Origin of the sequence: Acidipropionibacterium virtanenii (genome assembly GCF_003325455.1) — a bacterium.
GTDB lineage: Bacteria > Actinomycetota > Actinomycetes > Propionibacteriales > Propionibacteriaceae > Acidipropionibacterium > Acidipropionibacterium virtanenii.
Map to the genome: position 1 here is coordinate 687,236 of NZ_CP025198.1, position 14,692 is coordinate 701,927.

Sequence of the window (14,692 nt, forward strand, 5' to 3'; positions counted from 1 at the left end):
GGGGTTATGGGACGGGCGCGGGAAGCCGCCGTAACGCGGTGAACGCGGCGACGACGGTGTTGGCCCAGCGGTGGCGCTCGGAGACGTGGAGGATGACGCGCCGTCCGGTGCGGGCGATCGTGGCGGGGATGACGAAGAGGCGGTGGCGCAGCTTCTTGGGTTCCTACCGGCGCGCCTCTGATTCAGGGTGGGCCAGCAGTCCCATCCAGGCGATCAGGTCGGTGGCGATCGCCACGATCTGGCACCAGATCCGGTTGGCCCCGAATCCGTGCAACGGCAGGTTGACCAGCCCGGTGTCCTTCGCATTGCGGATCCGGTCCTCGCACCGTGCCCGGCGCCTGTGGCGGACCTCCAGGTCCGCCAACTGGCCCCGGGTCGCGTTGGTGGCGAAGGCCGTCAGCCGGTACCCGTCGACGTTGTCGAAGCGCAACTGGGCCCCGGGATGAGGCCGCTCCCGCCGCACGATGACCCGCATCCCGGCCGGCCAGCCCGTCAGGTCCAACAGGTTGGTGAACTCGGCGACATCGGCGCCGGCACGTATCTCGCCGTCGCTGTTGTAGGCCGGGATCCACACCGACTCGGGAACCGTGGCGTACAACTGCGGAGTGTCGGCGGGCAGGGTGAACCCGACCGAGTAGGAGACCCTGCGGCGTACCAGTTCGGCCAGGGTCTGGTGGGTCGATCCTGCCCCGTCGATCCGGATCAGGACCTTGCGGCCCGGCCTCCCGCCCGCACCGGCCTGGTCCAGAGCGGCCCGGATCACCGTCTGGTGGTCGGCGGCGGTGTTGGATCCGGCGTTGCCGGGGCGCAGCATGATCACCGCAGCCTCCCCGGAACCCTGGGCTCCGTGGTCGATGAACGCGCACAACGGGTGATGGCCGTACCCCTTCTTGAACGTCGGGGCCGCCTCCTCCTTCTCCGAGTGCGCGGTGACCAGGGTCGCATCCACGTCGATGATCAACGGATCCGCGGCGCTGATCCGCGCGTCGGGAGCATGCTCGCCGGCCAGCCGCCACACCTGCCTCCGCGCTGTTCTCCGGGCGTTCGAGATGGCCTTCTCCGCGACGTCGGCATCGGCGCCGAGCAGCCCGATCAGCCGGGAGACCGTGGGATCGGAGGCCACCTGGCCGTAGAGGCCCGGTTCTGCGCGGATCTCGGCCAGGTCGGACAGGCAGTCCCCACCCAGTGCCACCGACACCGCCAGGTCGCACAGGATCTTGCCCGGGTCATGGATGGCCAGCGGTTTGGCCCACCGGGCCAGTGCTTTCGAGAGTTCCCGGTCCAGGCCCGCGGCCCGGATCGTCTCGACCAGCAGCACCCCGCCGGCCTGGCCCACTGCCGTGGTCGGTGCGGCATCGACATGAACACGTGGATACGACCCGGTAGTCTTCACCTCGAAGGTGCTCCTCGACCTTGACGGACAGTGACTCTCAGCAAGCCCTATCCTGCCAAGTCAGGAGCACTTTCGCCTACTCCCGGACCGCCCCTCCCACGTTCAACGATGAAATGCCGAGGCTAGGCAGGGATCCGATGTTCGGGGCCGAGGGCTGGTGCCATTCCTGCGGGATTCCCCAGGCTCCGCAGACCGGATCACTGACACTGCAGCGGCGCAACCTCACCCCGGTCGGGGACTGGGTGCCCTACTGGAACTACGACATGATCTGCGTGGATGACGGTCTGGCCGACACCCTCCGGGGCCGGTTCTCACTTGACCTGCGTCCCGTGGCCTGGCCCGCCACCCCCGCGGGGCAGGCCTGGCAGATCGTCATACCCACCGCCGGCCGGTCCTGGTACGACCCCGACGAACTCCGGCGCCAGATCCTGGTCCGCCGCCAACTCTCCGAGATCATCACCGCAGCCAGCCCCAAGGACTTCCTCCCCCGGGAAGTCACCTGACCCCGACGGGCCAGAACACGACCAGGACAGCCGGCCGCAACGGTCCGTTCCGCTACCCGCTGGGCATCGATTCCGCCACCCGTAGCGAGAGAGGCCCGTCGGATAGAGAAGTATGGGGCGCTCTGGCGTCACCGCTTCGGTCTGATCCGCCGAGAGTTTCGGGAGACGGGGGCCGGTATGGCGTCGTCGTACAGTCCGACGAGTTTGATCTGCTGTCGACCTGGATGGTCGCGCCCACATCGACATCTGCCAGGCCCGCGACCTTTCGCCCGGCTGTCGTCCTCGACGGCGCCCAGACGCGCGTCCTCGTCGAACAGACGTCAGCCGTCGACCCCCAGTCGGCTTGGGGACCGGGCCGGACATCTGAGTTTCGATGAGCTCCGCACCGTCGACGCAGCACTGCGCCTGGTTCTCGCGCTCTGACGGCTGCTACGGCCCCGCTCCGGCCCTGTCGGAGGCGATACGTAGCGTCGTCTCCATGATCTCTCTGGTGGCCGTCCACGGATACCGCAGCATCCGCGACCTGGTGCTGCCGCTGGGGCGGGTGACCGTCGTCACCGGCGCCAACGGGTCGGGCAAGACCAACCTGTACCGGGCCCTGCGGCTGCTGGCCGGTATCGCCCACGGCCGGCTCATCGGCTCCCTGGCCGCCGAGGGCGGACTGTCCCAGGTGCTGTGGGCCGGCCCCGAGCAGATCACCTCGGCGATGCGCACCGGTCAGGTTCCCATCCAGGGCACCGGGACGCGCACCGGCCCGATCAGCCTGGGGCTGGGCGTGCTGGCCGACGACCTGGGCTACCTCGTCGATCTCGGCCTGCCCCAGGCCGGCCCCGACTCGACGCTCTTCTTCCGCGACCCCGAGATCAAACGCGAAGAGGTCTTCGTGCCGCCGGTGCTGCGGCCTGCCAGCACCCTGGTCGATCGGCGCTGGTCCAAGGTCCGGGCCCGCGAGAACGGTCGCTGGGCAGAGCTGGAGACCCGGCTGCCGCCGCGCGACTCCATCATCGACGAGGTCGCCGACCGCGCCACCACCCCCGAACTGGTCGCGCTGCGCCGGACCATGTCATCGTGGCGGTTCTACGACGGGCTGCGCACCGACCCCGCCTCCCCGGCCCGTCGGCCGTGCGTGGCCACCCGCACCGACGTCCTGGCCGACGACGCCCACGACCTGGCGGCCGCCGTCGCCACCATCCTCGAATCGGCCTGGGCCGCACCCTTCCAGGAGGCCGTCGCCCGGGCCCTCGACGGGGCTCGCGTCGGCGTCGAGGAGGGCGGTGACGGATCCCTCCACCTGGCCGTCAACCAGACCGGACTGCTGCGGCCCCTCGGCGCCCCGGAACTGTCCGACGGCACCCTGAGATTCATCATGCTGGCCGCCGCGCTGCTGTCCCCGCAGCCCCCGGAACTCCTGGTGCTCAACGAGCCCGAGACCAGCCTCCACCCCTCGGTGATGCCCGCCCTGGCTGAACTGGTCGCCGAGTCCGCGCTGCGCCGCCAGGTGGTGCTCGTCTCCCACGACCGCCACCTCGTCGACGCCCTGACCAGCGGCGAGGACTCCGAGCCGGGCGATGGCGGTCTGCCGGATAGCGGAGCGGTGCCCGGCGTCGTCCACCACGAACTGGTCCGCGACACAGGCCAGACGACGCTGGAGGGCCAGGGCCTCATCGGAGCATCCCGGTGGGTCTGGGGCAGCCGGAAGCGCTGGTGAGCCGGCGTCGTCCTGGCATGGCCGCAGGGCGTCCAGCGCGCCCGCGCACAGCAGCGTTAGTACTTCGACGTTGCGGGACCAGACTCGCGTGAAGATGCTGCCACGATGCGTTGGATCAGTTCATTGGTCCACGCGGCGGCGTCTTCCACGGTCGACAGGACGTCGATACCCTCCGCTGCCTCGGTATAGAGGGTGTCCCATTGGTCGCCAATATGGATGGTTGGCGGCCAGGACTGCTGGCGGCGATAGCCGAACAACCGCACACAGGTCTCGGCGACTTGGACGAGGTCAAGGCCTTCGCTCTTGTCGAGCAGCTGGAGATCGACCAAGTCCTTGGGGCGTTCGCTGCCTGGACTCGATACGGCGTGAAGCTTCTGCGCGACCTGATGGTCGGCGCGCATGACCGGGACGGGCTTCGGCTCGTCCAGCCCGACTTCGGTGAACATCCCGGCGAGGCTGCTGGAGAGCTGGTACTCGGGCTTGTCGGCGTCGCCAAGTTCGTTGTGTCCCAGCTCGAACGTCACCGTGCACCACGGCCTGCCGCGATAGTCCAGCTTCACATCGAAGGGCTGCATCACGTATGCGGTCGGCACGGCCGCGGGTCGAGGCGCTGGTCGCTCGACGAGACGCCCCGTGAACCCTGCCCACCCCGTCGCCAACGAGTCCTCGAAATCGCTGCGAAACCCAGCCAGGGATTGAACTCGCGCGGCGTCCAAGTCCTGGGTGAACCGAGTTCCCCGCCCATACCGCAGAGCCATAGCGCTGCCGCCCTTGACGGCACCCTCGGGAAGCATCTGGCCGACAACAACCAAGGCCATCGAGACACGGCGGCGCAGTGCCAGCCCTTCCGAACCTTCGAGGTTGCGTATGCGCTGCTCCAAGGAGCGCACGCTCACCGGTGCATTGTCGTAGTTCACGGCCGTAGTCCCTTCCCGACCCGCCGCCACTCCGTAGTGGTCAGCAAGCCTTCTCGCCGTGCCTTACCCGCCGCGTCCACCAAGCGATCGGTCTCGATCCGCCCGCGGCATTCGAGGATCGCATCGGCCACCTGCTGCGACGCCAATCCTTCATAGAAGGTGGTGCGCGCGTCGGCGGGAACCTGCGTCAACTCGATGACGGCCGGGAGTCTGGTGCGCACCCGGCGGGGAACCGCGACCTTGATCCGCTTGGGGTTCACGTCGGCCAGAGAGAACAAGGCCAGTACCGATTCCCCGTGCAGATACGCACCCTCACCGACCCGCAGCAGAGCCTCGGCGAACTGGTCGAAGCGCGTCGGCGGAACGTCCGGAACGCGATACAGGCCGTAGGCGACGTTCGTCAGACCCCCGCGAGCCGCCAGCTTGGGCAGCTCAATCGCGGGAACCCCGGCATCCATGGCGTTCTTGGTAGTGACGTAGCCATAGTTGTCGTACGCGATCTCACGCACGACATCCCGGTAGCTTGTCTTGGCGACCATGACACAACTATACCGAAAACGGTAGAGTTGTGCCTCCGTTCGCACACTAGGCCGGGGAGCCCGCAGCTGGCTCCTCTCCTCCTGGTCGCCACCCTCGGCCTCACAGCTGATGACGTGGCCGGAGGCCGTGCCGCGAACACCGCCGAACAGTGAACCCAACTCCCGGTCGGCTGGTCGAGTTCACCCGCGCCGCTGCCAAGAGGTACGCAAGTTGCCCTGTCCGATCCGGGAGCGCTGGTGAGCCCGGCGCAGACCTGGCATCGCCGCAGGCGGAGGATTGCTTGTCAGCCTCTTGTCCGGGGTCGGGGAACGCGGCGATGCGGCCGGACGGCCCCGGCACGTCTCGCGGGCAGAACAAAGCCCCGCGGTGCCTAACTGACTTAAGCCAGACAGAGGGCGGTTATCCGCAGGGCGATGTCCCTAGGATAGCAGGTATGCCCAATCCGGTGCCCGCGCTCGATGCCGCACAAGCCGTGCGGTGGTTGAGCGCGCCTCGCTACCGGCGCTACCTGCGTGTCGCAGCCGACGACCACACCCTCGCGATGGAGACCTACATGTGGAACTCACGTGTGGCTGCCGCCGGGATCGTGGATGTCGGGCATCTCGAAATCGCGATTCGCAATGCCTATGACCGAGAGCTGTCCCGGCGCTACCCCGAATGGGCGGTCGATCCGCAGTCGGCGCTGTTTCAGTTGGAGCAGGGCGTCCAGCGAGCGCGCGCGCAGCAGCATCGCCGCAATCAGGCCAGTCTCGCGCGGTTGAGCGATGCGAAGCGCGGGCTGAGTTCGCGGCCGACCCATGCCGAAGTCGTGGCGGTGTTGACGTTCGGGTTCTGGTCGACCCTGACCGTGGGCGAGCGAGCGCCAACGATCTGGAACCCGATCCTGCATCGCGCCTTCCCGAAGGGTACCGGGCGGGCGAGGGTGCATGGGCTGGTCACCAGTGTCGTGAAGTTCCGCAACAGGCTGGCTCACAACGAGCCGGTGTTCTCCACCCGTACCGGTCTGGAGAATCGTCTGGCTGAGGTACGGGTACTGTTCGAGCTGATCGACCCGGACGCCTATTTCTATGTTGCCGGGCACTCGACGCTCGGTGCTGCTCTCGATTCCTGCCCGATATCAGGACTCACGAGCGCGACCGGCATCGATTGACGCTGCTCACATGCTCTCAAGGCCTTGGCATTAATCAAGTCCCCTTACGCTCGGGTTGCGCACCGTTGGCGGCTCCATGAGCATGAGCCGGTCGAGGGAGCCAAGGCAGTTCAGATTGTGTACATGTCCTACAGGAGGTGACTATGACCGTGGCTGTTCGGCTCACTCCCGACGAGGAGGCCCGGCTCGACGCCCTGGCCCGGCGCACCGGGCGCACCAAGAGCTTCTACGTCCGAACCGCCGTACGCGAGTACCTCGACGGACTCGAGGACGCCTACACCGCCGACTGGGCCATCAAGGACTTCACGGCCGGCGGCGCCCGCAGCCGGCCCCTCTCCGAGCTGGCCTCCACTCTCGACCTCACAGCTGATGATGTGGCCGAAGGCCGCGCCGCACTCCGACAAGCACGTGGCCGAAATTGTGTACACAATGTACCAGAGGGCTACACTCGCATTTATGGGCACCATTGATGATGAGGTCACTACTCGAGAGCTGAGGTCCAGGCTGTCGGATGTGCTGGGCCGGGCCATGTATGGAGGAGAGCGCATCGGGGTCACCCGCAATGGCAAGCTGGTTGCCGTCGTCATCTCCCCCGATGATCTGGAGGCCCTCGAGGAGTTCGAGATGGCCCAGGATGTGGCCGCCTACCGGCAGGCGAAGGCCGAGGACGACGGCACGAGGGTCAGCCTCGATGAGTTGCGGGCCGGGCTGCGCCAGTGACCTATCGGGTCGAGTTCACCCGCGCCGCCGCCAAGCAGGTACGTAAGCTGCCCCGCCAGATCCGAGATCGGATCCTGACGGCCGTTGCCGGTCTTGCCGCCGAGCCGCGCCCCCAGGGCGCCAAGAAGCTGGTCGGCGAGGACACGGCCTGGAGAATCCGGATCGGGAACTACCGGGTGATCTACGACGTGCTCGACGAGGAACTCATCGTGACCGTAGTCCGGGCTGGGCATCGACGCGAGGTGTACCGGCGCTGAAGACCTAACGCGTCGCCAGCGGCGGCCACGACTCTGACCCTTCTGGCCGACGAGCGTGGTGGCACGTTCGGCGACGGTCCCGCGGCTTGGTACGAAAAACATGTGCGGCTGAATCCGAGAAACAGCAGCGGCTAATTGCGGATCGGGGCAGGTGGACCGGTCTCTGACCACAGCGGATCCATCGCCGCGGCGAGCCGGCGGGCGGCGTCCTTGTCGAGCATCTGGTTGGCGTTTCCGCACTTGGGCGAGACCACGCACGACGGGCAGCCGGCCTCGCACGGGCACTCCGCCAGCCTCCTGGCCGTCGCATGCCACCACTCCTCGGCCCGCTCGAATCCGGCGCGGGCGAAACCCGCCCCGCCGGCCTGCCCGTCGTGGACGACGATGGTGCAGGCGCCGGTATCGGCCATCAGGGCGCTGGACACCCCGCCGACGTCCCACCGGTCGCACGGCGCGAAGGCCGGCAGGATGCCGATCGCGGTGTGCTCCGTGCCGTGCGCGGCCCCGGCCAGGGCCACGGCGTCCAACCCCAGCCGGTCGGTCACCGCATCCGGGACCACCCACCAGCAGGCCTGGGTCACCATGGTGTGCTCGGACATCTCCAGCGCGGTGGAGTCCCACACGTCGTTGGTCACCTCGTCGCGGCGCAGATAGCCGATCACCTGCTCGGTGAGCTCCACCTGCCCGCATGCCACATACCCGTCCCCGAAGGCCCGACGCTGCTCCTCGGCGACGATCCGCACACTCGACGCCGACTGCGGCTGGGTCCAGAACCCCGGCACCTCACGGTGCACCAGCGCCTGATGATCGGCGGGCAGGTACTCGTCGACCAGCCACTGATCCCCCTGATGCAGGTACACCGCCCCCGGATGGACCGTCCGGTCGCCGGCCCGCTCGTCCACCACGCCGACCACCCGGCCGGTCACATGATCGATGACGTCGATGCCCATGCCCCCCATCGAGCGCAGGTCGATGGCGTCGACCGCCCGCTCGGGCCGCGTCCAGAACAGCTTCTGACCGCGGCGACGCAGCACCTTCTGAGCCACCAGCATGTCGCCGACCGGCGCCAGCGCCGGCCCGTAGAACTCCTCATCGGCGGGGGAGACGAACCCCTCCTGGGCCGCCGCCGCCAGATGCGGCCCCATCACATACGGATTGTCCGGATGCAACACCGTCGTCTCCACCGACCGACCGAAGAGCAGCTCGGGATGGCCGAACAGGTACTGGTCCAGCGGGTCCTCGCGGGCCAGCACCGTCACGAGGGCGTCGCGTCCGGCCCGCCCGGCGCGACCCGCCTGCTGCCACAGCGTCGAGAGCCGGCCCGGATAGCCGACGATCACCACGGCGTCCATCCCCGACACGTCGACCCCCAGCTCCAGGGCATTGGTGGCCACCACCGCCCGCACCGAGCCGTCCTGCAGCCCCGCCTCGATGGCCCGGCGCTCCTCGGGCAGATAGCCCGATCGGTAGGAGGCGATCACCGCGTCCCCGATCACCTGGTCCTGGCCGTGCACCGCGATCACCTCGGCCAGGCTGCGCGAGGCCACGAAGCAGATGGTCTGGCGCCCCTCGTCGGCCAGTCTGGCCACCAGCCGCGCGGCATCGGCGGTCGTGGACTCTTCGGGCTGCCAGAGCACGACGTCGCGGGCCGGGTGGGGGGAGTCGTCGCGATCCACCACCTCCACCGGCGCCCCGATGAGCCGGGCGCCGGCCTCGGCGGCATTGGTGGAGGTGGCGCTGGCCAGGATGAACACCGGATCGGAGCCGTGCATCCGGCACAGCCTGCGCAGTCGCCGCAGCACCTGGGCCACATGGGCGCCGAAGACCCCGCGGTACCGGTGCGCCTCATCGACCACCACGTAGCGCAGGCTGCCCAGCAGCGACGACCAGCGCGCATGATTCGGCAGCACCGAGTGATGCAGCATGTCGGGATTGGTGAGCACATAGCTGGCGTGATCGCGGGCGAACTGCCGCTCGGCCTGGTCGGAGTCACCGTCCAGGGCCGAGACCGCCCAGCCCTCAGGGCCCAGCTCGCGGCAAGCCCGCCACTGGTCGTGGGCCAGGGCCTTGGTCGGCGCCAGGTACAGCGCCGAATGGCGCCGCCTTGAGGTCAGCTGGGCGCGCAGCGACGTGTCGGGGACGCCCAGCGCGGGTTCGTGGGAGGCGGTTGCGGCCATCACCGGCAGCAGATACGCCAGCGTCTTGCCCGAGGCCGTCGAGGTGCAGATCGCACTGTGATGCCCGGCGAAGGCCAGATCCGCCAGCGAGCGCTGATGCCCCCACGGCGCCTTGATACCGGCCGCCCGAACCGAGTCCCGGCAGTCGGCGGGAAGCCATTCCGGCCAGCTCGTGGTGCGGCCCGCCGAGGCGCCGCGATGATCCACATGGACCACCTGGTCGCCACGCATCCATCCGGGAACAGCCACGGGAACAGCGTGCCACCTTCCGGTGACATCCAGGGATGCTGCGTCGCCTGCGCATTTCACTAGCTGGAGGCCAGGATCCGACAGAAGCATCCCGGAAACGGGTCTCCAGCGAGTGAAATGCGCGCTGTGTCCGGGGCCGCGCCACACTGGGGGACATGAGCCTGCTGGAACCTGACGCCGTCGCCCGCCTCCGTGACGCCTTCGAGGAGATCGGGTACCGCACCGACGCCGTCCTGGAGGCGGTGGGAGCAGCCGGTCACCGCGGCCTGGAGCGCAACACCACCGTCGCCGCTCAGACCGCCCTGGCCGGGCGCGACGACTCCCTCGCAGCCGTGATCAACTTGTGGCTGCTGCGCCGACCGGTACCGATCGACCACCTGACCGCCCTGCCGCTCGCCGACCTGGCCGCCGCCGGGATCATCGAGACCGACGGCGAGAACGTCACCGCGGCCGTCGACATCCGCCCCTACGACTCTCCGGACGACGACGCCACCGGATGGGCGGTCTCCGACCCCACCCCCGGGCTCGACAAGCAGACCACCAGAACCCGCCCCGACTACGTCCTCGGCGTCTCCCCGGCGTCCACATCCCTGGCGCAGATGACGTCCCGGCGCCCAGTGGGATCCGCCCTGGATCTGGGCTGCGGATGCGGGGTCCAGTCCATGCATCTGGCTCGGCACGCGGGGCGGGTCATCGCCACCGACGTCAACCAGCGTGCCCTGCGGATGGCCGAACTGTCCTTGGCGCTGTCCGGCACCAGAACTGTCGAGGGGGCGGATGTCGAGGTGCGCGAGGGGTCCCTCTTCGACCCGGTTCCCGAGAAGTTCGATCTCATCGTCTCCAACCCGCCCTACGTCATGAGCCCGCCGCAGCCCAAGGGACAGCGCCTGGCCTACCGGGAGGCCGGATTCAGCGGCGACGGGCTGATCGAACAGGTGGTCCGCCAGGCGCCGGCTCACCTCAATCCCGGCGGTGCCGTGCAGATCCTCGCCAACTGGGCGCAGATCGGCGATCAGCCCTGGGCCGAGCGCCTGGCCGGATGGGTCGAGGGGCTGGGCGTCGACATGTGGGTGCTGGAGCGCGAGCACCTGGACGTCCACGAGTACATCGAGACCTGGCTCACCGACGCCGGCCTCGACGGATCGGCGCAGTGGCGGCCTCGCTACGACGAATGGCTCGGCTATTTCGCCGAACTGGGTATCACCGGGGTGTCGATGGGCTGGCTCGCCCTCACCGCGGCCGGCCGGGAGCATCCCGACCTGTCCTTCGAGGAGTGGCCCTGGAGCATCGAACAGCCCGTCGGCGAGGCCATCGGGCAGCGCCGCGAGGGGGTTGACGACGCCCTGGCCACCGACAATGCGCTGCTGGCCGGGCACTGGACGGTCCGCGACGACGTCGTCGCCGAGTCCAGCGGGAGGCCCGGCGAGGCCGACCCGGAGCATCTGGTCTACCGGCAGCGCTCCGGGCTGTGCCGGGCCATGGAGGTCGACACGGTGCTCGGCGGGGTGCTGGGCGCCTGCGACGGCGATCTGGATCTGGGTGCCATCGTGGCGGCGGTCGCAGCGATCCTCGAGGTGGACGCCGGGACGGTCCGCGAGCAGGTCCTGCCCCGGGTGCGCCGGGCCCTGCGGGAGGGGATCCTCGTGCGGGCGTGAGCCCCTGCGATTCGGGCCTCGGCACACCTGTTAGTATTTTGATGAGTTGATCATTGATAAAGGAGATGCGATGACCCACGAGATCCCGATCACCGAGACCCACCACTGCGCCTGCGGGGAGACCGATGAGGGCCTGCCCGTCCTCGACGTGCGCACCATCCCGCACGCCATCCGTCACGGCTCTGTGATCGGGGCCTTCGCCCAGCTGGCCCCCGGCCAGGCGATGGCCCTCGTCGCACCGCACAATCCGCTGCCCCTGCTCGGCCAGCTCCAGCAGATCAACGGCGACGCTCTGGACATCTCCTACCTGGAGGAGGGGACCGCCGACAACGACGGCGCCTGGAAGCTGAAGCTCACCCGGGTCGCCTGAGGGCCCCGACCCGGCGCTCTCTGCTGAAACCCGTTGTGGGCTGCCCGCCCACCCCGCGCACATGTCCGGCGGGCGCCCGGACGGACCGCCCCGCCCCGACCCTTCAGAGGGCTGTGGGCGGGGTGTGTCGCGCCTCGGCCCGTTACCGTGGGCGCCACGTCGCGTTGTATACATGGTCGGACGGCCCCCCTGAGCCCCGGGGAGGCCAAGGACCAGGACATGAACAGCGTCCTACGGGAAGGTAGAGATGGCACCCACCAAGAGCCTCGTGATCGTCGAGTCGCCCCACAAGGCGACGATGATCGCCGGCTATCTGGGCCCGAAGTACGTGGTGCGCGCCTCCCAGGGCCATGTGCGGGACCTTCCGACCAGCGCCTCCCAGGTGCCGGCCAAGTACAAGGGCGAGTCGTGGGCGCGTACCGGGGTCGACGTCGACCACGGATTCGCACCGATCTACGTCGTCTCGCCCGACAAGAAGTCCACCATCCGCGAACTCAAGGACCTCCTCAAGGGATCCGACGAACTGCTGCTGGCCACCGACGGCGACCGTGAGGGCGAGGCCATCGCCTGGCACCTGCTCGACACCCTCAAGCCCAAGGTGCCGGTCAAGCGGATGGTCTTCAACGAGATCACCGAGAAGGCCATCACCGACGCCGTCGCCCACACCCGCGAACTCGACACCGATCTGGTCGACGCCCAGGAGACCCGCCGCATCCTCGACCGCCTCTACGGCTACGAGGTCTCCCCGGTGCTGTGGAAGAAGGTCATGCCCCGGCTCTCGGCCGGCCGCGTGCAGTCGGTGGCCACCCGCCTGGTCGTCGACCGCGAGCGCGAGCGGATCGCCTTCACCTCCGCCAACTACTGGGACCTCGAAGGGGTCCTGGAGACGAAGGACACCCACGAGTCCTTCACCGCGAAGCTGGCCACCCTCGACGGGACGCGCGTCGCCCAGGGCCGCGACTTCGACGCCGACGGCAAGCTGGTCGGCACCCGTAAGGACCGCGAGGTCCGCCGTCTCGACGAGGCCTCGGCCACCACCCTGGCCGACGCCCTGGAGAAGGCCGCCTTCACCGTCACCTCGGTGGAGGCCAAGCCCTACACCCGCCGCCCCTACGCCCCCTTCCGCACCACCACGCTGCAGCAGGAGGCCGGCCGCAAGCTCGGCTTCACCTCCCAGCGCACCATGTCGGTGGCCCAGGACCTGTACGAGGGCGGCTACATCACCTACATGCGAACCGACTCGGTGGCGCTGTCCGACGAGGCCGTCCGGGCCGCCCGGGCCCAGGCCGTCGAGCTCTACGGATCCGACCACGTTCCCGCGAAACCCCGCGTGTACGCCTCCAAGGTCAAGAACGCCCAGGAGGCCCACGAGGCCATCCGGCCCGCCGGCGACCACTTCCGCACCCCCGCCCAGGCCGGCCTGACCGGCGAGCGGTTCAAGCTCTACGAGCTGGTGTGGATGCGCACCATCGCCTCCCAGATGGCCGACGCCAAGGGCGAGACCCTCTCGGTGGGTATCGACGCCGTGCCCGCCTCCCCGGTCGCGATCGCCGGCGGCGACGTCGCCCGCGCCGGATTCACCGCCTCGGGACGCACCATCACCTTCCACGGATTCCTGCGGGCCTACGTCGAGTCCGTCGACGAGGGCTCCTCCGACGACGCCCAGAAGCGCCTGCCGCAGCTGACCCGCGGTCAGGGACTGGACTGCCAGGACGTCACGGCCTCGGGCCACGACACCCGCCCGCCGGCCCGCTACACCGAGCCCAGCCTGGTGGCCAAGCTCGAGGAGCTGGAGATCGGTCGGCCGTCGACCTACGCGTCGATCATCCGCACCATCACCAGCCGCGACTACGTCTTCAAGAAGGGTCAGGCGCTGGTGCCGACCTGGCTGGCCTTCGCGGTCACCAGGCTGCTGGAGAACCACTTCTCGAACCTGGTGGACTACCAGTTCACCGCCGACATGGAGGACACCCTCGACGAGATCGCCCAGGGCAACGCGAAACGCGTCGAGGTGCTCACCAACTTCTACTACGGGCAGGGCGGCGGCTCGGGGGACGACGGCCCGACCCCGGCGTCGGGTCACGAGGGTCTGCATCAGCTGGTCACCGAGCTGGGCGACATCGACGCCCGCGCCACCTCCACCTTCCCGGTCGGCGGTCAGGATTCCGGCATCGTCGTGCGGGTGGGCCGCTACGGCACCTACGTGGAGGACGCCGAGGGCAAGCGCGCCAACGTCGACGACGAGCTGCCGCCCGACGAGCTCACCGTCGCAAAGGCGCGCGAACTGCTGGCCAGCCCCAACGGCGAGGAGCGCGAACTCGGGCTGGATCCGCACACCCACACCATGATCGTGGCGAAGAACGGGCGCTTCGGCCCCTACGTCACCGAGGTGCTGGACGACGAGCCCGCCGACGCCCCTAAGAGCTCCGGGAAGCAGACCGGCAGAGGGAAGGCGAAGAAGTCCAAGCCGCGCACCGCCTCCCTGTTCCGTTCGATGGACCTGGCCACCGTCACCCTCGACGACGCCCTCAAGCTGCTGTCGCTGCCCAGAGTGGTGGGCACCACCGAGGACGGCACCGAGATCACAGCCCAGAACGGACGGTACGGCCCCTACCTCAAGAAGGGCACCGACTCGCGCTCGCTCACCAGCGAGGACGAGCTCTTCTCCATCACCCTGGAGCAGGCCGAGGAGATCTACTCCAAGCCCAAGCAGCGCGGCCGGGCGGCCGCCAAGCCGCCCCTCAAGGAGCTCGGAGAGGACCCGACGTCCGGCAAGCCCATCGTCGTCAAGGACGGCCGCTTCGGCGCCTATGTCACCGACGGCCAGACCAACGCCACCCTGCGCAAGGACGACTCGGTCGAGGAGATCACCGCCGAGCGCGCCCAGGAGCTGCTGGCCGAGAAGCGGGCCAAGGGTCCCTCGACCCGGCGCAAGGCACCGGCCAGGAGGACGACCAGCAAGAAGTCCACCACCGCCAGGAAAGCGACCTCGAAGAAGCCGGCGGGCAAGCCCTCACAATCAGCAGGCTCCAGCGACAGCCGGTAGATTCAGA

Annotated in this window: 12 protein-coding genes and 1 pseudogene; 9 read left to right on the forward strand and 4 right to left on the reverse strand. The window is 69.0% G+C overall.

All coding sequences use genetic code 11. The features are described 5' to 3' along the window. Positions 1-4 precede the first annotated feature (4 nt). Positions 5-1,393 (reverse strand): annotated as a pseudogene (locus JS278_RS03015) (IS1380 family transposase). A 137-nt stretch (positions 1,394-1,530) separates the two neighbouring features. Between JS278_RS03015 and JS278_RS03020 the strand changes: the two are divergent. Both JS278_RS03020 and JS278_RS03030 read left to right on the forward strand, forming a co-directional pair. Next, positions 1,531-1,896: a hypothetical protein gene (locus JS278_RS03020; protein ID WP_114043908.1), complete on the forward strand. Its 366-nt coding sequence runs from the start codon at positions 1,531-1,533 to the stop codon at positions 1,894-1,896. A 373-nt stretch (positions 1,897-2,269) separates the two neighbouring features. Further along, positions 2,270-3,604 carry an AAA family ATPase gene (locus JS278_RS03030; protein ID WP_245935179.1) on the forward strand — a complete coding sequence of 445 codons (1,335 nt, stop codon included), beginning with the start codon at positions 2,270-2,272 and terminating at the stop codon, positions 3,602-3,604. 56 nt (positions 3,605-3,660) lie between these two features. On the opposite strand, the gene JS278_RS03035 is transcribed toward JS278_RS03030, so the two are convergent. Next, complete coding sequence (locus JS278_RS03035) at positions 3,661-4,521, reverse strand: nucleotidyl transferase AbiEii/AbiGii toxin family protein (protein ID WP_220150027.1); 861 nt, start codon at positions 4,519-4,521, stop codon at positions 3,661-3,663. Then, on the reverse strand, positions 4,518-5,060 hold the full coding sequence (locus JS278_RS03040; protein ID WP_114043910.1) for a hypothetical protein: 543 nt from the start codon (positions 5,058-5,060) through the stop codon (positions 4,518-4,520). Before JS278_RS03040 ends, JS278_RS03035 begins: the two co-directional genes overlap by 4 nt. 434 nt (positions 5,061-5,494) lie before the next feature. Here JS278_RS03040 and JS278_RS03045 point away from each other — a divergent pair, with 434 nt between their 5' ends. The 4 genes from JS278_RS03045 (at position 5,495) to JS278_RS03060 (ending at position 7,188) form a co-directional block, all read left to right on the forward strand. Further along, positions 5,495-6,211 (forward strand): DNA-binding protein, encoded by a 717-nt coding sequence (locus JS278_RS03045; RefSeq protein ID WP_114043911.1) that lies wholly within the window; start codon positions 5,495-5,497, stop codon positions 6,209-6,211. Between the two features lie 143 nt (positions 6,212-6,354). Then, positions 6,355-6,681: a type II toxin-antitoxin system RelB family antitoxin gene (gene relB / locus JS278_RS03050; RefSeq protein WP_114043912.1), complete on the forward strand. Its 327-nt coding sequence runs from the start codon at positions 6,355-6,357 to the stop codon at positions 6,679-6,681. Beyond that, positions 6,668-6,931: a type II toxin-antitoxin system Phd/YefM family antitoxin gene (locus JS278_RS03055; RefSeq protein WP_114043913.1), complete on the forward strand. Its 264-nt coding sequence runs from the start codon at positions 6,668-6,670 to the stop codon at positions 6,929-6,931. The genes relB and JS278_RS03055 overlap by 14 nt, the downstream gene beginning before the upstream one ends. After that, a complete protein-coding gene (locus tag JS278_RS03060) occupies positions 6,928-7,188 on the forward strand; it encodes a type II toxin-antitoxin system RelE family toxin (RefSeq protein WP_114043914.1) in 261 nt (86 codons plus the stop codon). Before JS278_RS03055 ends, JS278_RS03060 begins: the two co-directional genes overlap by 4 nt. 131 nt (positions 7,189-7,319) lie before the next feature. Here JS278_RS03060 and JS278_RS03065 read toward each other — a convergent pair whose 3' ends face one another. Then, a complete protein-coding gene (locus JS278_RS03065) occupies positions 7,320-9,596 on the reverse strand; it encodes a DEAD/DEAH box helicase (protein ID WP_114043915.1) in 2,277 nt (758 codons plus the stop codon). A gap of 173 nt (positions 9,597-9,769) precedes the next feature. Here JS278_RS03065 and JS278_RS03070 point away from each other — a divergent pair, with 173 nt between their 5' ends. The 3 genes from JS278_RS03070 to topA all read left to right on the forward strand — a co-directional run bounded on the left by JS278_RS03070 (position 9,770) and on the right by topA (position 14,685). Continuing rightward, the gene (locus JS278_RS03070) at positions 9,770-11,269 is read left to right on the forward strand and encodes a DUF7059 domain-containing protein (RefSeq protein WP_114043916.1); all 1,500 of its coding nucleotides are present in this window, start codon (positions 9,770-9,772) and stop codon (positions 11,267-11,269) included. A 70-nt stretch (positions 11,270-11,339) separates the two neighbouring features. Then, positions 11,340-11,639, forward strand: a complete 300-nt coding sequence (locus JS278_RS03075) for a DUF2249 domain-containing protein (RefSeq protein WP_114043917.1) — start codon at positions 11,340-11,342, stop codon at positions 11,637-11,639. Between the two features lie 247 nt (positions 11,640-11,886). Further along, the gene (gene topA, locus JS278_RS03080) at positions 11,887-14,685 is read left to right on the forward strand and encodes a type I DNA topoisomerase (protein WP_114043918.1); all 2,799 of its coding nucleotides are present in this window, start codon (positions 11,887-11,889) and stop codon (positions 14,683-14,685) included. The last annotated feature ends 7 nt before the right edge of the window (positions 14,686-14,692 follow it).